16 protein-coding genes are annotated in these 20,901 nt (G+C 34.6%); 9 read left to right on the top strand and 7 right to left on the bottom strand.

Going from position 1 to position 20,901, the window contains the following annotated elements; all coding sequences use genetic code 11:
• Positions 1–48: 48 nt before the first annotated feature.
• From gldN to topA, 6 genes are all read right to left on the bottom strand, one after another.
• Complete coding sequence (gene gldN / locus K5R64_RS08310) at positions 49–942, bottom strand: gliding motility protein GldN (RefSeq protein ID WP_220762580.1); 894 nt, start codon at positions 940–942, stop codon at positions 49–51.
• Positions 943–984: 42 nt separating this feature from the next.
• Positions 985–2,532: a gliding motility protein GldM gene (gldM, locus tag K5R64_RS08315; RefSeq protein WP_220762581.1), complete on the bottom strand. Its 1,548-nt coding sequence runs from the start codon at positions 2,530–2,532 to the stop codon at positions 985–987.
• A 57-nt stretch (positions 2,533–2,589) separates the two neighbouring features.
• Positions 2,590–3,243 (bottom strand): gliding motility protein GldL, encoded by a 654-nt coding sequence (gldL, locus tag K5R64_RS08320; protein ID WP_220762582.1) that lies wholly within the window; start codon positions 3,241–3,243, stop codon positions 2,590–2,592.
• Between the two features lie 72 nt (positions 3,244–3,315).
• Positions 3,316–4,725 carry a gliding motility lipoprotein GldK gene (gldK, locus tag K5R64_RS08325; RefSeq protein WP_220762583.1) on the bottom strand — a complete coding sequence of 470 codons (1,410 nt, stop codon included), beginning with the start codon at positions 4,723–4,725 and terminating at the stop codon, positions 3,316–3,318.
• Positions 4,726–4,854: 129 nt separating this feature from the next.
• Positions 4,855–6,006: a formimidoylglutamase gene (locus K5R64_RS08330; protein WP_220762584.1), complete on the bottom strand. Its 1,152-nt coding sequence runs from the start codon at positions 6,004–6,006 to the stop codon at positions 4,855–4,857.
• Positions 6,007–6,009: 3 nt separating this feature from the next.
• Positions 6,010–8,529: a type I DNA topoisomerase gene (gene topA / locus K5R64_RS08335; RefSeq protein WP_220762585.1), complete on the bottom strand. Its 2,520-nt coding sequence runs from the start codon at positions 8,527–8,529 to the stop codon at positions 6,010–6,012.
• Between the two features lie 266 nt (positions 8,530–8,795).
• Here topA and K5R64_RS08340 point away from each other — a divergent pair, with 266 nt between their 5' ends.
• From K5R64_RS08340 to K5R64_RS08380, 9 genes are all read left to right on the top strand, one after another.
• Entirely contained in the window at positions 8,796–10,370 is a 1,575-nt protein-coding gene (locus K5R64_RS08340) for a glycerol-3-phosphate dehydrogenase/oxidase (protein ID WP_220762586.1), read from the top strand.
• Between the two features lie 127 nt (positions 10,371–10,497).
• A complete protein-coding gene (gene miaB, locus K5R64_RS08345) occupies positions 10,498–11,943 on the top strand; it encodes a tRNA (N6-isopentenyl adenosine(37)-C2)-methylthiotransferase MiaB (protein ID WP_220762587.1) in 1,446 nt (481 codons plus the stop codon).
• A 78-nt stretch (positions 11,944–12,021) separates the two neighbouring features.
• The gene (locus K5R64_RS08350; RefSeq protein WP_220762588.1) at positions 12,022–13,278 is read left to right on the top strand and encodes a sigma 54-interacting transcriptional regulator; all 1,257 of its coding nucleotides are present in this window, start codon (positions 12,022–12,024) and stop codon (positions 13,276–13,278) included.
• Between the two features lie 122 nt (positions 13,279–13,400).
• Entirely contained in the window at positions 13,401–13,904 is a 504-nt protein-coding gene (locus K5R64_RS08355) for an LptE family protein (protein WP_220762589.1), read from the top strand.
• Between the two features lie 53 nt (positions 13,905–13,957).
• The gene (locus K5R64_RS08360) at positions 13,958–14,815 is read left to right on the top strand and encodes a tetratricopeptide repeat protein (RefSeq protein ID WP_220762590.1); all 858 of its coding nucleotides are present in this window, start codon (positions 13,958–13,960) and stop codon (positions 14,813–14,815) included.
• A 7-nt stretch (positions 14,816–14,822) separates the two neighbouring features.
• Positions 14,823–15,143, top strand: coding sequence for a preprotein translocase subunit SecG (gene secG / locus K5R64_RS08365; protein WP_220762591.1), 321 nt, complete (start codon positions 14,823–14,825; stop codon positions 15,141–15,143).
• Between the two features lie 146 nt (positions 15,144–15,289).
• Entirely contained in the window at positions 15,290–15,565 is a 276-nt protein-coding gene (gene groES, locus K5R64_RS08370; protein WP_026712295.1) for a co-chaperone GroES, read from the top strand.
• A gap of 64 nt (positions 15,566–15,629) precedes the next feature.
• Positions 15,630–17,258: a chaperonin GroEL gene (gene groL / locus K5R64_RS08375; protein WP_220762592.1), complete on the top strand. Its 1,629-nt coding sequence runs from the start codon at positions 15,630–15,632 to the stop codon at positions 17,256–17,258.
• A gap of 336 nt (positions 17,259–17,594) precedes the next feature.
• Positions 17,595–19,958: a hypothetical protein gene (locus K5R64_RS08380; RefSeq protein WP_220762594.1), complete on the top strand. Its 2,364-nt coding sequence runs from the start codon at positions 17,595–17,597 to the stop codon at positions 19,956–19,958.
• A 184-nt stretch (positions 19,959–20,142) separates the two neighbouring features.
• Here K5R64_RS08380 and K5R64_RS08385 read toward each other — a convergent pair whose 3' ends face one another.
• Positions 20,143–20,898, bottom strand: a complete 756-nt coding sequence (locus K5R64_RS08385; RefSeq protein WP_220762596.1) for a DUF2490 domain-containing protein — start codon at positions 20,896–20,898, stop codon at positions 20,143–20,145.
• Positions 20,899–20,901 lie beyond the last annotated feature (3 nt).

Here is a 20,901-nt window from a genome sequence, read left to right on the forward strand (position 1 = left end):
ACTAGGTAGTAAGAGTTAGTTTTAATATATCAAATCGAAAAAATTGAATTAATAATTCCACATGTCTTGTTCAAAATTACGAATCTTCTCTTTAATTCTTTCAGATTCTAACAATTGTTTTTGCGCATTCTCTTTCATGTATTCTTTGATTTCACGATCGCCGTACACATTTTCTTCTTTATAAATAACACTATTAAAACGTCTTGAATTCAAGATTTGGTCAAATGAAATGGGCATCGAAGAGTTTTTATCATTGAAAGCTTTTGCTTCGTGCAAAACATTTCGAGCAGAAGGAAAGAATATCCAAAACAATTCGATATAATCTTTCTCATCACTATTCATTGTGTACACATCAGGAGTTACAGGACAAATACCTAACAAACGGTATTTCAATTCACTCTGACGCTTGTCAAAATACCAAAACCCTTTAATTTTATATTGCGTTACATCTTGTGCGGTTAAATCAGAACGCAAAATATATTCAGGAGAAACACGTTTCATACCTGAGTTAATTTGCTCTCTACCCGCATCAGTAGTATCTATACGAGATAGAGAAGCTTCAATATCTTTGTATGACTTTTTAGTATTGAAATAACTGTCTGAATACACTTCAGTGATCTTTCCATTTTTAATAGCTGTAGTTAAAACAGTATATAATGAACGCCTGTCAGAACCGATGTTTTCGTCTATTGGAAAATACAAAGGAAAATTTATCCTTTCGCTCAAATCAATAATCTCCCAAACTGTTTTACCCATCAGGATATCTCTATCATGAACATAACCATAAGCCAAAGGCTTATCATTATCTGATATCAATTGAGCAGCCGTTTTAAGTCCGATTTGCGATGGTGTTTTTGCATTTAGCAAGTTTGATTGGCCGTAAGACGACACAGTCAAAAGTACAGAACACATTACCAATAAAACTTTTTTTACATTCTTCATGATGTCATTATATATTTTTAACACACTCCTTATTACCAAGCATTACTGAATTTCAAAGATAACAGGAGCTGTTCTAGGCAACAAATAACTGCCTGCTCCAACTAATTTCGTTTTTATCTCAGATATTGTAACTTGATCTCCTCTTACTGCCTTTGAAAGCACTGATTTACATTGTGCATTTAATTTATTACCCTGAACAACAACTGTAGGTTGTCCTGTTATTTTTAAATTAAATCCTACTACATCCAAGTCTACGTCAAAATCAAAATCTTCAAGCTTAGCTCCAATTGTAGCTATTTCTAAATTTGATTTTGGTCCTTTTACCACACCTGATTCACCACGAATTGTACCAGTTGGACCAGGGATACCTTTAATTCTGAACGTTTTGCTATCAGAAACTTTAGAACCGTCGGACAAAGTTCCTGTTACGTTTATTACCACTTGATTACCTGTTGTAGGACTCATATTGAATTTCCCTCCCCCAGCAGAACTCAATCCCGGAGCTGAAGCCGAAACCTTATCAGCAGGAATACCCGCAAAAGAAATAGTCATTGGATTCACAACGCCTCTATAAACCACATTCATCTTATCAGCAGAAATTGTTGCTGATTTAGGTCTAGCAACTACTACATATTTGTCTTTAATTGGCAAGCTCACTACTTTACCATTTTCATCAAAATTAAAAGATCCAGCAATCGCATGTTCACCTATATTACCCGCACCAAATGAAAACTTAGCCTGACCAGCCATCGCTTGGATGCTTGAACCATTTACAATTACAGATTTTGCTTTTAACGACGGATCAAATTTTCCTAAAATAATTTTTCCTGAAACGGCTTCACCTTGAAAGAAAACTGATTTATCTAAAACTACTATTGGCTGATAAGCTGTAAGAGAAGCTGCTGCAACCAAATCAGTTTGAAACATACCTGTCATCACATCGCTTTCGGTCGTTTTAATATCCGCTTGGATTTGAGACAACTTAGTAATAGTTGCAATTAAAGGAAACCCTTTATAATTGTAATCCATCCAAGGTAAAGTCGCTCCTGCTTTTTTAGAAAAAATAGGTTTTGTAGCAAATCTATTTTCAATTTTTTTAATCTCAGATTCAGCAATAGAACTACCTCCAATTTGTTTGATTTGAGCCGGATAATTGTTTATTTTCTCCAAAAACTCTTTCCCTTTAGGAGACAATTTATCTCCAGTAAAAAACATATTGTCGATTAAATCCCCTTTATCCATTTGTTCATAAGGTAGATTTCCTTCTTCGTCTCTTTCAAAATTTTTTGTAACAGAAACTTTTATGTTTTCAATATAATCATTCAACTCTTTAGAAACAGCTCTAATTTTGTCAACTTTTGCTTTTTTCTCACCAAATTGACCAGGTTGGTCAATTGCTTTTTGAGCTAATTGTTGAAAAGAAGACTCGTTACGAGTGTCCGAGATTAAATTTGATTCAACAATCTTTAAATTTAAAATTCCAAAGGCTGATAATACTTCTTTGGACATATTTAATGCTAACATCGCAATGAAAACCAGATACATCAGGTTAATCATCTTCTGTCTAGGGGTTAGTTTTCCTCCTGCCATAGTTGTTATTTTCTAATTAGTTTAATTAATTCTTTTTGTTAAGGGTCATGAAACTAATTATCCTTTATTATTCATTGCAGTAAGCATACCACCATAAACGTTGTTTAAAGAAGACAAGTTTGCTGTTAATGATTGCATTTGTTCCTTTAATTTCACATTATTTTCAAGTACTTCTTCATTAATTTGAGCATTTCTAGATGCACTTTGTAATTGTACTTTATACAAACTATTCAACGACTCCATTTGAGCAGCTGCTAACGTTAACTCTTCACTGTATTTTTTTGTAGAAGCGATTGAATCAACTGTTGGCGCTATACCTTTAGCAGCAGATTCAAAGTTTTTGATACTATTTCCTAAACTTGCCATTAATTCCCCATCAATTTTAGCATCTTTCAACATAGCATCTAATTTTTGTGACAATAGTCCTTGAGCTTCTATTGGGTTCTCTTGTTTTGGTTTTGCTTCTCTTTTTTGGGCCTTACCATTAGCCAATTCTGGATAAACCAATGTCCAATCCAACTCCTCATCAACAGGTTCAAAAGCTGAAAGCGCAAAAATTAAGGCCTCCACTAATAAACCAATAGTCAACATTAAATTTCCTGTAATAGGTCCTAACTCAATGTGTGTAATTTTGAATAATGCTCCTACGATAACTACCGCAGCTCCCATACCATAAGCAAAGTTCATTGCTTTTTTACTTAGTAATGCCATAAATTGTGTTTTTTAGAGTTTAATATTTGGTTTTGAATTTGGTTTAAATTTGAGGTTTAAATCAGTAAATTATTATCTATTTCTTCTATTTGTCGTACCATTCCCAGTAACTTCAGTCCCCATATAATCTTGAACTGTACGGAAACCAATGTAACTTCTTGCCGAATCAGCATATTCATAGTCTCTTGTACTCACCTGTAAGAAGTAAGCAACATCTTTCCAAGACCCTCCACGAACTACTTTTCGCTTGTTAGACAAGTCCAAAACATTTGGGTTCATAGAAGACACATATTCATAAGCATTTGGATCATAGGAAGAATCTGTCCATTCAGAAACATTTCCAGCCATATTATACAAATTGTAAGCATTAGGCTCATAGGATTTTGCCTCAACCGTATATAAGGCTTGATCGGCCGCATAGTCACCTCTACTTGGTTTGAAATTAGCTAAAAAACATCCTCTATCATTTTTAGTATAAGGACCTCCCCAAGGGTAAGTAGCTGATTGCAACCCTCCTCTAGCAGAATATTCCCACTCAGCTTCTGTTGGCAAACGGAAAGAATTAATCAAATCTCTGCCTTTCGTTTTTGATTTGATATATGAATTTTTATTTAATGTTCTCCAAGCACAAAAAGCTTTTGCTTGCGTCCACTTAACCCCTACCACAGGATAGTCTCCATAAGCTTTATGCCAAAAATAATCATTGTGCATCGGTTCGTTGTAGGAATATGAAAAATCTTTAATCCAAACTGTCGTGTCTGGATATACTTTTACTTCTTCAGTTTTAATAAAATCCTTACGCTTCCCTACTTTTGCTTTGGCAGCAGCTTGAATATCCATCCAAGAATAACGAAATTTAAGTTTATCAACATCGATGCTTCTCAAACCGTTATAAGAAGCCTCTATAGGCAAATACATTGAATCCATTACCTCAACATAATATTCGTCTGGGTATTTTTGTGGATCCTTAATTAATTTTACTTTTCTATTAAGTTTTCGTCCTGCGTAGGGATCATCATCTGTACCTATACTGTAATAATTGTCATACATATACTTATCATATGCAGTCATTTTAGCTGGATCAGTATCATTGAATGCAAAATCCCCTATACTACCTGTTTTACCATTCTTTCCTGAACCAGGCTTAATCCCCATTTCATCAGCAAGAATTGCCAATCGCACTCTAATAGTAGAATCCTTAACCCACTCTACAAACTGACGGTACTCACTATTCGTAATTTCTGTCTCATCCATATAAAATGATCGAACAGTTACTGTTTTGGTTGGTGCATCTTGAATTCCAGCCACATCTTCATCAGATTTACCCATGATGAATGAACCTCCAGGAACCAATGTCATACCATAAGGCTTTTCAGGATGCCATTTTGCTCCTTTAACACCCACTAATTCACCTTTATCACCTGATTTACCACAGCTAACTAACAGCATTACAATTGCCATAAATGCAATGAAATTCTTCATATAAAATAGGGTTATATATTCATTATTTTTCAATGTGTAAACGTATTTATTATTTTTTTAAAAAACAATTATTTTACTAAAACAAATTATTTTTTTAAAAATACAAAAAACGAACTACCAAAACTAAACTTAGACGATGTTTTTACGTAGTGCTTTCCACCATCTTTCTGGTAATTCTTGATTGCAAGCCCCCAAATACTCCTCATAAGAACAAGGTAATAACGTATTCCTCTTTAATTTATTGTTCCCATTTACAACAAATGGTATTTCTATCCACCAACGATCTGTTTTATCGCTTTTATAAAAAATTAAGGTTTCTTCTTCTATAGGTACTATAAACTTGATATAACTTTCTCGGCTACCAAAAGGATACTCATTAGAACGATAATGGTATCCTTCTATAAAATACCAAATTATTTGAGCAATTAATTTAGATTCTTGCGCTGAATTACCATGATTAAACACTCCAAACATTGATACTTTATCACTTATACCAGCATATCTTGACAAAGCACAAATTTCTTTACCATCAAATCCATTGGGTTCAAAAGAAACAAAATTCCCTGAATCTGCTGACTTAACTGAATTTAAATCTAAACTTACAATATCTGCATCCCTAAAAACAGGTTCAGCAAGAGCGATATTATTTGAAATTTCACCTAATCGATATGCATCAAAAAAGAGTTTTTCGATTAAATCAATTTCTTCTTGGGGATTATAATAGGTTTGATACCCAATATTGCAGTAATTAAAGAGATTATTAGGCTCGTCAATAATTATTTTAGTCAAATAAGAAGAAGCTAAAATTGCCTCATCTTCCTTTCCAAAATCAAATTTATTATCAATCGCAACCAAATTAACCATTTGCTCTAAATCATCATAGGCACGATACAATGCATACGTCAAATCCTGAGAACCTCCTATAACTATGGGAATTACTTTGTTTTTGATTAACGTGGCTACCACTTTACGCAACGCAAAATAGGTATCTTCAATACGTTCTCCCGCCATTATATCTCCTAAATCCGCAATAGAAGCATGCCAATTTCCTGGATACATTCCATAAAGTTGCTTTCTAATAAAATCCAAATCAACATCATAAATCGCTGATTTATCACCTCTATTATCCAAAACTCCAATTATGGCAATGTTAATTTTTTCAATGGATGGAAATGCATCTTTAGTATGAAAAACCACCTTACTTCCTAATTGTTGATTTGAAAACCCATTTAATTCCTCAACAAAATTTTTATTCAAAGGGGTTAAAAATTCAAATTCCATAAATTAACTTTTCTTTTTAGGAGTCGTTTTTTTTACTGTTTCTTTCTTAGCAGTCGTCTTTTTTGCAGTTGTCTTTTTAGCAGGTGCTTTTTGCTCAATTATTTCCTGAACCTCTGCTAATGTTAAGTTTGCAGCATCAATATCTTTACCTAATTCGATTTTAATTTTTCCTTTCAAGATAACTGAACGTCCCCATCTTGCTTTTTCAACTACAATACCTTCTTCCTCCCAATTATGAAGTACTTTATCAATATTTTTTTGCAATTTATCTTCAATCAACGCCTCAATATCAGCCTGTGACAAATTATCAAAATCGTATTTTTTACTTACATTAATAAACAATCCATTCCATTTGATAAATGGACCAAAACGCCCTACTCCTTTTTGAACACCTTCTCCTTTATAAGTCGCAATAGGGGCATCTGCTTTGATTTTTTCATCAATTAATTCTTGAGCTCTTTCTTTAGTAACCGCTAATGGATCTTCACCTTTAGGCAATGATATAAAAACGCTTCCATGTCGCACATAAGGTCCAAATCGGCCATTATTAACTTCAACTTCTTCCCCTTTATAAACACCTAAATCTTTTGGTAACAAAAACAGATTCAAGGCCTCTTCAAGTGTAATATTCCCAATGTTTTGGTCTTTCATCAAGCTTGCAAACTTCTTTTCTTCATCTTCAGCATCACCTATTTGCGCCATAGGACCAAACTTCCCTAAACGCACCGAAACAGGTTTTCCCGTTTTAGGATCTTTTCCTAAAATTCGTTCACCACTTTCTCTGTCTGCATTAGCTTCTACATCTTTCACATTAGGATGAAATCTATCGTAAAACTCCTTCATCATAATTGCCCAATCTACATTCCCCTCAGCAATCTCGTCAAAATCTTGTTCTACTTTTGCCGTAAAATTGTAATCTAATATATTACCGAAATTCTTCACTAGAAAATCAGTAACTATAGTACCTATATCCGTTGGAACTAACTTTCCTTTATCTGAACCTGTATTTTCTTTTAATTCTTTTTCCGTTAGCTTTCCTGACTGCAACATCAACTGCGTATATTTACGCTCCGTTCCCTCCAAATTTCCTTTTTCCACATAATTTCTATTGATGATGGTAGAAATCGTAGGGGCATAAGTTGAAGGTCGTCCGATTCCTAGTTCTTCCAACTTTTTAACTAATGACGCTTCCGTATAGCGTGCTGGAGGTCTTGAATAGCGCTCTGTTGCCGAAATAAAATTATTCAACAATGACTCATTCACTTTTAAGGCTGGCAACATCCCTTCTTGTTCTTCTTCATCGTCATCATGCCCCTCCAAATACACTTTCAAAAAGCCTTCAAAAAGCAATACTTCTCCTGAAGCCGTAAATAATTCGTTATGATTATTGGCTTGTATTTTAACATTTGTACGTTCTAATTGAGCATCACTCATTTGTGAAGCTAATGTTCTTTTCCAAATCAAATCATATAAGCGAGCCTGATCACGATCTATATTCACAGTATGACGAGACATATCAGTAGGCCTAATAGCTTCGTGGGCTTCTTGTGCTCCTTTATTTTTATTAGCAAATGTTCTAGGGTATGAAAACTCCTTGCCATAAGAGTTAATAATTTCAGCTTGAGCTGCATCCATCGCCTCTTTTGACAAATTCACGCTATCGGTTCTCATGTAAGTGATTAATCCCGCCTCGTACAAACGTTGTGCTAATTGCATGGTGATTCCTACTGGCAAATATAACTTACGAGCTGCTTCCTGTTGTAAGGTCGAAGTTGTAAAGGGAGCAGCAGGAGTTTTTTTAGTTGGCTTTGTTTCTAAATCAGAAACTTTGTAAGTCGAACCATTATTTTTATTTAAGAAATCTTCGGCTTCTTTCTTGGTAGTAAAGTTTTTAGGCAATTTAGCTTTAAAAGTCTTCCCTGCTTCATTTGTAAACTCGGCTACAACTGAATAAGTTGCTACGGCTTTAAAATCTTGGATTTCGCGTTCTCTCTCAACAATTAAACGAACAGATACTGATTGTACACGACCCGCAGAAAGCCCTCCTTTAATTTTTCGCCAAAGTACGGGTGACAACTCATACCCTACTAATCGGTCGAGTACCCTACGTGCTTGTTGTGCGTTAACTAAATTATAATCTATTTCGCGAGGATTTTCAATTGCTTTTAGAATCGCATTTTTAGTGATTTCATGAAAAACAATTCTTTTGGTTTTTTTAGAATCTAATTTTAATTCTTCAGCCAAGTGCCAGGAAATTGCCTCTCCTTCACGGTCCTCATCACTTGCTAACCAAACCATTTCTGCTTTTTTTGACAAGGCTTTTAGCTTACTCACCAAAGCTTTTTTATCTGAAGAAACTTCGTATTTAGGTTTAAAACCATTCTCTACATCCACTCCTATTTCCTTTGAAGGCAAGTCGGCAATGTGCCCATAACTTGACTCTACTTGAAAATCACTACCTAAAAATTTCTCGATTGTTTTCGCCTTTGCAGGTGACTCTACTATAACTAAATTCTTTGCCATTGCTCTATTTTTCTGAGACAAAAGTATAAGTTTTTTTTAAATATTAAACTTTTGCTAATTTTTAAAACACAAAACCTATTACATACTTTTTACCAAATCGCCTAAAAAAGAATTCGCAACAACACATTCTTGAGAGACAATGAACTGATTTTTATACCAGAACCTAAATATTGGATTCTTTTTAAAAAAACATAAGTTTTTCTTTTTTTAAAAGCAAAATTCATTCTGGTTTAGTATTTTCACGACAAAGTCAATCGCCTAGCACCATGTCAAGACAAATTCAAATAGCCCAACTAAAGTCCACTCCCGAATGGGACATCATAATTATTGGCGGAGGAGCCAGCGGATTGGGCACCGCTGTAGATGCAGCGAGTCGTGGCTACAAAACCGTATTATTTGAAGCTGTAGATTTTGGAAAAGGCACTTCAAGCCGTAGTACCAAACTCGTGCATGGAGGTGTACGCTATCTAGCCCAAGGCCAACTCCTTTTAGTTATCGAAGCGCTAAAAGAAAGAGGACGCTTACTCGAAAACGCAAAACATTTGACCCAAAACATTTCATTTGTTATACCTATATATAATAGATGGCTTGGCTATTTTTACGCATTAGGCCTTACTTTATATGATATACTTGCAGGAAATCGAAGTTTAGGCAAATCAAAGTTGATTTCGAAAGCAAAAACCATTGCAATTTTTCCAAATATTAAAAAAGAAAATCTTAAGAATGGTGTTATCTATCATGATGGTCAATTTGATGACGCACGATTAGCCATTAATCTAGCGCAAACTGCTATTGACAATAAAGCTTGTGTTTTAAATTATTTCAAAGTCATCCAATTATTAAAAGACAAGCAAAACAAATTGGAGGGAGTTCAAGTTCTTAACCAAGAAACCCAAGAAATTTTCACCATAAAAGGCAAAATCATCATCAATGCAACAGGTGTTTTCACCAACTCGATTATGAAGCTCAACGATTTGACCTATAAGAAATATGTTGTTCCCAGTCAAGGTGTCCATTTGGTTTTAGACAATGTCTTTTCCCCTACGGCAACAGCGTTAATGATTCCCAAAACTACCGACGGTAGAGTACTGTTTGTTGTCCCTTGGCACAATAAAATCCTTATAGGCACCACCGACACTTTAATTAAAAGTCATAGTCTTGATCCTATAGCATTAGAATCTGAAATTGAATTCATCCTCAAAAATGCACAACATTATTTAGAAAACAAGCCTCAACGCAAAGATGTACTAACTGTTTTTGCAGGTTTACGTCCATTGACCGCCCCAACAGAACAAAATCAAAAAACCAAAGAAATCTCAAGAAGCCATAAAATTTTACTTTCTGAAACAGGACTAATCACCATTACGGGAGGAAAATGGACCACTTACAGAAAAATGGCTCAAGATGCCGTGGATAAGGCAATAAGCACAAAAAAAATCCCTAAAAGAAAATGCCTCACCACACACCTCCCCATTCACGGTAACAAACAAACCTCAGAGACAGAAAGACTAAATCATTTGTATATCTATGGTACAGATACCAAGAATATTATCGCTTTACAAGAAAATCATCCTGAACTTAAAGAAAAATTACATCCTCAGTATGATTTTACACTAGCCGAAGTACTCTGGGCAATTCGACATGAAATGGCTAGAACCGTTGATGATATTCTTGCCCGCAGAGTACGCCTTTTATTTTTAGACACACAAGCTGCTATTGAATCAACAGAAAAAGTGGCCTCCCTATTATCAGTTGAATTACACAAAGACAACAAATGGATAGAAGAGGAAATAGAACGGTTTCATAGTATAGCAAAGAATTACCTCCTTTCAGAATCCTAAAAGACCTAAATTATTTTAAAATAAAAAAACACAAAATACTGTTAATTCTTAATCTGACAACTTGTCATATATATTCAAATAATCGTACATTTGTCCTCTTATTAAAACACACTTTGTAAAGTGACTTATGGAAAAGAGTATTGATGAAAACAAACAAGGAGAACGCCTTGTTTTAGAAAATAAACCCGAGAACACAAAAAAACTATTTATTGAAAGTTACGGTTGCGCCATGAACTTTTCCGATAGTGAAGTAGTTGCTGCCATCTTATCGGATAACGGATATAATACTACTCAAATACTTGAAGAAGCTGACTTGGTATTGGTAAATACCTGCTCGATTAGAGACAAAGCAGAGCAAACCATACGCAAGCGCTTAGAAAAATACAATGCTGTAAAACGTAAAAACACTAAAATGAAAGTAGGTGTTTTAGGGTGTATGGCTGAACGTTTAAAAAGTCAATTTCTAGAAGAAGAAAAAATTGTTGACCTTGTTGTAGGCCCTGATGCATACAAGGATTTGCCTAATTTACTAAACGAAGTTGAAGAAGGACGAGATGCCATTAATGTGATTTTATCAAAAGAAGAAACCTATGGTGACATTTCCCCTGTTAGATTAATGAGTAATGGCATAACCGCTTTGGTTTCTATCACCAGAGGCTGTGATAACATGTGTACTTTTTGTGTAGTTCCTTTTACTCGCGGACGAGAACGAAGTCGTGAACCTCAAAGCATTATGACTGAAATACAAGATTTATGGAGTAAAGGTTTTAAGGAAATTACACTTTTAGGACAAAACGTGGACAGTTACCTATGGTATGGCGGTGGGCTGAAAAAAGATTTTATCAATGCTTCTGAAATCCAGAAGGCAACAGCCGTCCATTTTGACCAATTACTCGAAATGGTTGCTACAGCTTTTCCTAAAATGCGCATACGATTTTCAACTTCAAACCCACAAGACATGCACGAAAGCGTACTGCATGTAATTGCTAAATACCCTAACATCTGCAAGCACATCCACTTGCCAGTTCAATCCGGAAGCAATCGCATTTTGAAAGAAATGAATCGCTTGCATACACGCGAAGAATATATGGCCTTAATTGACAAAATCAGATCCATCATCCCCGACTGTGCCATTAGCCAAGACTTGATTGCTGGTTTCCCAACGGAAACAGAAACTGACCATCAAGACACCATTAGTTTGATGGAATATGTAAAATACAATCATGGATATATGTATGCTTACTCAGAACGTCCAGGCACATTGGCGGGTCGAAAAATGACCGATGATGTTCCGGAAGAAACCAAAGGAAGACGTTTGCAAGAAATTGTCGATTTACAACAAAAACATGCTTGGTTTCGCTCAGAAGAATTCATTGGCAAAACAGTTGAAGTTTTAATTGAAAAAATTTCTAAAAAATCAAAAGAAGAATTCTCAGGACGTAATTCTCAAAACACAACCGTTGTTTTCCCTAAGGAAAATTATAAAATTGGTGATTTTGTTAACGTAAAAATCAACAGTTGCACCAGCGGAACTTTGAAAGGTCAAGCAGTAGGTTACTCACAGATGAATTAAAAAAGTATAAAAATTTAAGGATTCAAGTTCTTCTCAATCTTTAACCTTAAACTAATAAAAACTTTAAACAATTATTTGATGGAATCAGTTCAAAATATAAAACAACGATTTGAGATTATAGGTAATGAACCAAAGCTCAATCGCGCTATTGAAAAAGCAATACAAGTAGCCCCTACTGACATTTCTGTTTTGGTCGTGGGAGAAAGTGGTGTAGGTAAAGAAAGTATTCCTAAAATCATACATTCCCTGTCGCATCGCAAGCACGGAAAATACATAGCAGTCAACTGTGGAGCCATTCCAGAGGGAACGATTGACAGTGAACTTTTTGGCCACGAAAAAGGAGCTTTTACAGGAGCAACAAGCACCCGAGAAGGTTATTTTGAAGTAGCTAATGGAGGCACTATCTTTTTGGATGAAGTAGGCGAACTTCCTTTAACCACACAAGTACGTTTATTAAGAATTCTAGAAAATGGAGAATTTTTAAAAGTAGGATCATCACAAGTTCAAAAAACAGATGTACGCATTGTGGCGGCCACCAATGTTAATCTTTTTGACGCCATTGGAAAAGGAAAATTCCGTGAAGATTTGTATTATCGTTTAAGTACGGTTGACATTACCTTACCACCTTTACGCGACCGAAAAGACGACATTCATTTACTTTTTAGAAAATTTGCTGCTGACTTCGCTCATAAATACAAAATGCCTCCTATAAAATTAGACGATGGCGCTGTTGATGTTTTACAAAAATTTAGATGGAGCGGTAACGTACGTCAGTTACGAAATGTTGCTGAACAAATTTCAGTTTTAGAAACCAATCGTGACATTAACGCCCTTACGCTTCAATCCTACCTCCCCTCTGAAGGAAACAATCTCCCGTCAGTTATTAGTGACAAAAAAGCGGAAAGTGATTTTAGTACAGAAAGAGACATTTTATATAAAGTGCTTTTTGACATGAAAAGCGATTTGAACGACTTGAAAAAACTCACCTTAGAATTAATGAAAAACGGCGCAGCCAAAACGCAAGACATTAATCCTAATTTGATTCAAAAAATTTATGGTTCTCAGGAAAACGAAAGCGAAATTGACTTTGAGGAGCGACCTAACACGGCCTTGATTAGCACCCCTAAGAGCGAAAATCAATACCAAGAACCAGAGGACAACTATCTCTTTGCCGAGACTATTGAAGAAGAAGAAATTTTGCGATTAGAACAAAAAGAAATTGAAATGATTAAAAAGTCATTAGAAAAAAACAAAGGAAAACGCAAAGCAGCAGCCGAAGAACTTGGAATTTCAGAACGTACACTGTATCGAAAAATAAAACAATTTGATTTATAAAAAAACAAATAAACACCAACTTCAAAATTACCACATCCAATTTATTATATTTGAAAAAATATAGTCAACACTACAAAATTGAGAATGGAGATTTTAGAATGTAGGTTTCACCATAAAATTCTATGAAAAAAATATATCCTCTTTTATTACTCATCTTAGCATTCTCAGCCAGCAGTTGCTCAGTATATAATTTCACAGGAACAGGAAAAATTGACGCCAAGACCTTCCAAGTTAACTTTTTCCCCAACAATGCAGATCTAGTTGAACCAGGAATTGATCGTCGATTTACTCTTGCTTTACAAGACTTAATCATGAATCAAACCAATTTGAATCTTGTTAAAAATGGTGGTGATTTAACTTATGAAGGCGAAATTGTAGATTACAGAATTAGCCCAATGACTGCTACTGCTGATCAACAAGCCGCTCAAAACCGATTAAAAATTAGAGTCAACGTACGTTTTATCAATAAAAAGAAAGAAAAAGATAATTTTGAAAAATCTTTTGAGTTTTTCTATGATTATCCTGCCACACAACAGTTAACAGGCGCTACACTCGATACTGCTTTAAAAGATATATTTGAAAGAATAACACAAGACATTTTCAACGAATCATTGGCTAAATGGTAAATGATTCTTTACGTAATAATTCGTTTGACCTAAAAGCGAAAGAATAGCACCCTATGAACATTATTGATTATACTTATTTATTAAACAAACCCAATTCCATTACCGAGAAACACACCTCGGCTTTGGAAAATGTTCTGGATGAATTTCCTTTTTTCCAAAGTGCACGCGCCTTACGACTAAAAGGATTATATAACCAAAATAGTTTTAAATATAATTATGCCTTAAAAGTAACCGCCGCACATACAACGGACCGAGCTGTACTATTTGATTTTATCACTTCGGATTCTTTCACCTCAATACAACGTGAGCTTTTTGAGAAAAAAGCCAACGCCTTATTGAACATTACCGTTGTCGATCATGAAACAATTGTAACAGAAAAAAAACAGCCCACTAATAGCCTTGAAGAATCGATTTTAACTTCAATTAAGGAAGCCGTTCCCAAAGAGACAAGTGCCAACGCTCAATTAGCTGCTGAAAAACTAGAATTGGGTACACCATTAGATTTTTCTAAAACCGAAAAACATTCGTTTCAAGAATGGCTTCAACTGTCAAGAATTCAGCCTATCGTTAGAGAGCCAGAAAAGAGTGAAAAAGAAGAAAACAATAACGTTACTTCGCTTGAAATTTCAGATGAAAAAAGAAAAAAAGCCGAATTGATTGACAAGTTCATCGAAACAAGTCCAAAGATTTCACCCGTCAAACCAGGCACAAGTCCTGCCGTACAAATTGACATTAATAAAGAGGACCACACCTATTTGATGACCGAGACATTAGCTAGGGTTTATTTGGAACAAAAAAAATATCAAAAAGCGATTCAAGCCTACGAAATATTAATTTTGAAATATCCAGAAAAAAGTAGTTTCTTTGCAGACCGTATTTCGGATATTAAAATTTTACAACAAAATAATTAAACATACAATGAGCACATTTTCAATTTTTTTAGTTTTAATCACAATAGTTTGCTTTCTATTGATTGTAGTTATCATGGTTCAAAATCCTAAAGGCGGAGGTTTATCCTCTGCAGTAGGTGGTTCTCAAATGTTAGGAGGCGTTCAAAAAACAACTGACTTTTTAGACAAATCAACTTGGACATTAGCAACAATCTTAATTGCATTAATCCTATTATCTAGTTTAAGTTTCACAGGAAGCTTAAGTGATTCTGATTCTAAAATCATTGACAATACAGAGGCTGCTGCTCCAGCACCGGTTCAAAATGCTCCAGCAAGTCCTGCAAAATAATCCATTTGCATTACCAAAACACACAAAAAATGCCAGCCTGTCAAAGCTGGCATTTTTTTTAAGAAAAATTGTCAGTCAAAATGGACTGGCATAATTTCTGAATAGCGAAAGGCAAAATAAACAATATTAACTTAAAATAAAAAATCATGACATTAAACATTAAACCACTTTCAGACCGTGTTCTGATTGAACCAGTTGCAGCTGAAACTAAGACAGCGTCAGGGATTTTTATTCCAGATACTGCCAAGGAAAAACCACAAAAAGGAACTGTTGTAGCCGTAGGAAATGGCACAAAAGATCATGAAATGACCGTAAAAGTAGGTGATACTGTACTTTACGGAAAATATGCTGGTACCGAATTAAAACTAGAAGGTACTGACTATTTGATTATGAGAGAGGACGATATCCTTGCTATAATCTAAGAAGTATTAAGAATTAAGTACAAAGTATTAGAATTTTTAAAACAATTATTAAAAAAGAATCAAAATGGCAAAAGACATAAAATTTGATATTGAAGCACGTGACGGACTAAAGCGTGGTGTTGATGCATTAGCAAATGCAGTAAAAGTAACTCTAGGACCTAAAGGTCGTAACGTAATTATTGGAAAATCGTTTGGTGGCCCTACAGTAACCAAAGACGGTGTTTCAGTAGCTAAAGAAATCGAATTGAAAGATGCGTTGGAAAACATGGGAGCTCAAATGGTTAAAGAAGTAGCTTCTAAAACCAATGACTTAGCAGGTGACGGAACTACAACGGCTACTGTTCTTGCTCAAGCTATTGTAAAAGAAGGTTTGAAAAACGTAGCAGCTGGTGCCAATCCTATGGACTTAAAAAGAGGAATCGACAAAGCTGTTGAAGCTATTGTAGCTGATTTATCAAAACAAGCTAAAGTTGTAGGTTCTGATTCAGATAAAATCAAACAAATCGCTTCTATTTCTGCAAACAATGATGATGTAATTGGTGAATTGATTGCCACTGCATTTGCCAAAGTTGGAAAAGAAGGTGTAATCACCGTTGAGGAAGCTAAAGGAACAGATACTTTTGTTGATGTTGTAGAAGGAATGCAGTTTGACAGAGGATATCTTTCTCCTTACTTTGTAACCAACTCAGAAAAAATGGAAGTGGACTTAGAGTCTCCTTACATCCTATTATATGACAAAAAAGTTTCTTCATTAAAAGAATTATTACCAGTATTAGAGCCTGTTGCTCAATCAGGAAAACCATTATTAATTATCGCTGAAGATGTTGATGGTGAGGCTTTATCAACACTTGTAGTAAACAAATTACGTGGAGCCTTAAAAATCGCTGCTGTAAAAGCACCTGGTTTTGGAGACAGAAGAAAAGCCATGTTAGAAGATATCGCTATCCTAACAGGTGGTACTGTAATCTCTGAAGAAAGAGGATATACATTGGAGAACACTACCTTAGAAATGTTAGGTTCTTGTGCCAAAGTTACTATTGATAAAGACAATACTACTATCGTAAGTGGTGCTGGTGATGCGGAAATGATTAAAAACCGTGTGAACCAAATCAAAGGTCAAATGGAAGTAACTACTTCTGACTATGACAAAGAAAAGCTACAAGAGCGTTTGGCTAAATTAGCAGGTGGTGTAGCTGTACTTTATGTAGGTGCTGCTTCTGAAGTGGAGATGAAAGAGAAAAAAGACCGTGTTGATGATGCTTTACACGCTACTCGTGCTGCTGTTGAAGAAGGTATTGTAGCTGGAGGTGGCGTTGCTTTATTAAGAGCTAAAAATGCATTAAAAGATATCAAAGCCGAAAACGCTGACGAGGCTACAGGAATCCAAATTGTATCACGTGCTGTTGAAGCTCCATTGCGTACTATCGTTGAAAATGCAGGCCTTGAAGGTTCTGTAGTTGTAGCAAAAGTAGCCGAAGGTGAAGGTGACTTTGGGTACAATGCCAAAACAAATGAATATTTAGACATGTTGAAAGCAGGAATCATTGACCCTAAAAAAGTAACTCGTGTGGCTTTAGAAAATGCCGCTTCAGTTTCTGGAATGATTCTAACTACAGAATGTGCTTTAGTGGACATCAAAGAGGAAGGCCCTGCTGCTCACGCCCACGGCGGTGGTATGCCAGGAATGATGTAATACTAAATAGCTATAACTCTCACAAAAATCCGTTCCTAACCGAACGGATTTTTTTTTAAAGTATGTATCTACTATTAGATGGCATTTAAAACTTTTTTTAAAATAAAATTCTATTCCCATCTTTTCAATCTCCGTTTAAACTATTGACACAAAATAAAGTCCTACTATTCGATTGCTATTACATACACGCTTGCACAATCTTAAACAAACAAAAATTCGTACTTTATTTACAAATAATGAGCAATAATTTATATAAAATCATTTTTTTTGTAACTAAATTTACACAAAACAGAAAACGAAAAAACTTTAAAACCAACCTTTAAAACCAGTTCTCAAATGAGATTAAAAAGCACTATCTTAGGTTTACTTTTTTTTACCCAGTTGTTTTCACAAACACCGAGTAGTAATTCTCAGAAAATAGGGAAGTATATCGAAACTTATTTTCAACTAGATCGTGAAAATATTCACGTTCAATTCAATAAAGATACCTATGTCAATAATGAAGACATTGCCTTCAAAGGTTATGTTCTAAGCACAAAAGAAGGCAAACCCAACACACATACTACTAATGTCCAATTGGTTATCTATGATGACCAAGAACAAATCATCCAGAAACAGCTTCTATTCACTGAAAAAGGGGTGTTTTCGGGTGGTATCCACTTAAACGACAAATTCAAATCAGGCAATTACCACTTTCATTTTTACACTAATTGGATGAATAATTTCAACGAAGATTATTCTTTTACTGAAAAAATTGAAATCATTGACAAAAATGAAGTTTACAATATTAAACCTACCGAGCCAAATTGGAAAACCGCAACAGCAACTTTTTTCCCAGAAGGCAACATTATTATTGACGGCATTAATAATACAGTAGGGGTAAAATTAACCGACTGCAATCAAAAACCGATTGAAGCCAAAGACATACTTATTGTTGATTCAAAATCCAATGAAATTACCCGTTTTGATACTAACAAAATGGGGAATGGGAGCTTTTATTTTATTCCTAGTCTAAATGAAACATACACTTTAAAAATAAAAACAGACAAACTAAACGTAAACCAACCTTTACCCAAAATTGACGAGACAGGCTTAACCCTTTCATACAACAACAACCTACCTAAAAGCATCCTTGCAGTTGCTGTAAAAACAAATGATAAAGGATTACAGCTATACAAAGGAAAAAAATTCATTTTGTTATTACACCAAAACATTAACTCGGTTCAAAAAGAATTCACACTCAAAGAGGACGAAAATGAAACGGTGTTACTTTTTGACAAAAAATTCCTTTCCAATGGCGTAAACAGCATTCGCCTTATCGACGAAAATCTAAATGAAGTAACTGAAAGATTAGTTTATCACTATGGTTCTGCAAAACCAGAAACAACACTTGTAGCCAAAGCAATTGCTAACGATAGTATTGCATTATACGGAAAAACAAATGCTACTAACTCAAACATCAGTATCAGCGTGCTTCCCAAAGACAATATCAATAGCCATCAAAAAAAATGCATTCAAGGAAGTTTTTATCTTAATCCATTTTTAGCAACTCCTGAGAACAACAACTTTGTGTACTATGACAATGAAAACAAGACACAAAAACAAGACATGGAACTCTTAATGCTTAACCAAAAAAGCAGCAAATATACATGGACTAACATCAAAGAAAACCCTCCAACAATCAAATACAATTTTAACAAAGGAGTAACTATAAATGGTACGGTTAATAAAAGTCCAGAAGTCAATTCTAAATTTAAAATCTCTCTTATTTCTCTAAAAGACAATGTTTTTGAAGACACAACAATTGACAAAAACAGCAATTTTAAATTTGAAAATTTCTATGCACAAGATTCTACCGTTTTTATTTTACAAATGAAAAATGATAAAAACATCATCAAACAAACGGAAATACTAGCAAGAGTAAGCGCTAATGAATCCAAATTCATGTTCCCATTACGTTTAGAAAAAAACCTTTGTCCAATTGAGAAAAAACCTGAAAATAACTTTGTATTTACCAAACCAGCTCTCGGCAACAGTATAATTAACCTGGAAGGAGTAACCATTCAAAACGATTTTAAAAACAATTTAAAATACCAAAACGAAATGGGTTTAACTGCTGATGGGTATAAAATAGTTGATGAATACGGTAGCATACTCGATTACTTAACTCGAAAAGGTTTCCGTACGGGACTTGACCCAGAAACCAACACTGTATTTATACGCAATCCAAGAGATCTATTTGCAGAAGGCTCACCTGCAGTTTACCTTGATAACGCCTTCTTATTTGATTTGAATATGCTATACGGTATTGACATGAGTCAAGTGGACGAAATGTATATTGATAAAACTGGTTTTTCTGATGCGATGACAGGAATAGGAGGAACTGGAGGAACTGGAACGATTAAAATCTTCTTGAAAGAAGGCGCTAACAATGCCTATTTCAAAGTTAAACACAGCTCACTTGTTGTTACAAATGGTTTTAGCAAAAATATTGACTTTAAAAATGCTACTTTTGAAACACAAAAAGAATATTTCTATTTTGGAACTCTTAATTGGACACCTTCCATATCTCTAAAGGAAAAATCTGAATACGAATTAAAATTCCCTAAAGTGGGACAAAAAGAAATTAAAGTTCTGGTAGAAGGATTTACTAATGATGGCCAATTAATCTCTGAATACCAAACCATTCCAGTAGAATAACTCATCTATAACTCCTAAAAAAAATCCTTTGTAGCACAAAACTATAAAGGATTTTTTATTGGGGTAATGTGGTCAAAAATAGTTGGTAAAAACACCCTAAGGCATTATAAAATATGATGTTTCCGAAATTTTATTGAAATTCGTTTGGCTTATGCGCCACATCTCTCATTATATAATTGACATTTTACTTTTTATAAAAATCTAAAGAAGTAATATAACTCAACCTAAGGGTAGGATTGGATTCTACAATAGTATTTCCAAAATTCCAAATTTGTTGATGAATATAATTTAGCTGAACTTGATGATGAGAATTCACATTATATCCTAGTCCCGCTATAACTCTATTTTGATTAAATAACGTTTTCCCAGCATTTGACCCTACGTTCAGGAAAGCCTCATCACCTACAACAGCAAAAAGCTTAGTTTGGGCATTCGATTTCATTAAAGCATAATTTACTAAAAACATATAACGTACTCGATTTCTATAATCGTGACGGCTAATTTCATACTCATTAGAAACATCATTTTTAACTGCAACTCCTACAAATCGATTTTCATCTCGTAAACGATGAACGAACTTAAAATTGCCTTGGGTATGAGTGTAAATACCTTGCACCCATACATGAGACTCAGGAGTGTTTATTTTATTCAAAGGTACATCACCATACACATAAGTATTGTACTGAGTAAAACCAATACTTCCCACAATTTTTTTAGAAAATTGATAGTCTAAACTGGGTCTTACGAACCATTGTTGCTTTTGATTAAAACCATCAGCATACCGCATAGACGCTTCTAGTGTAACGGATGTTTTTGATGTCAACCCATTTTTCCCTACATAATGCAACCAAATGTTATTACTACCTGTTTGTTGTTGGCCATAATTTTGCTGAACAACAGCAAATATTCCCACAAATAGAGAAACTATAGTTTTTTTCATGTA

Source organism: Flavobacterium sp. UMI-01, assembly GCF_019656315.1.
Lineage (GTDB): Bacteria > Bacteroidota > Bacteroidia > Flavobacteriales > Flavobacteriaceae > Flavobacterium.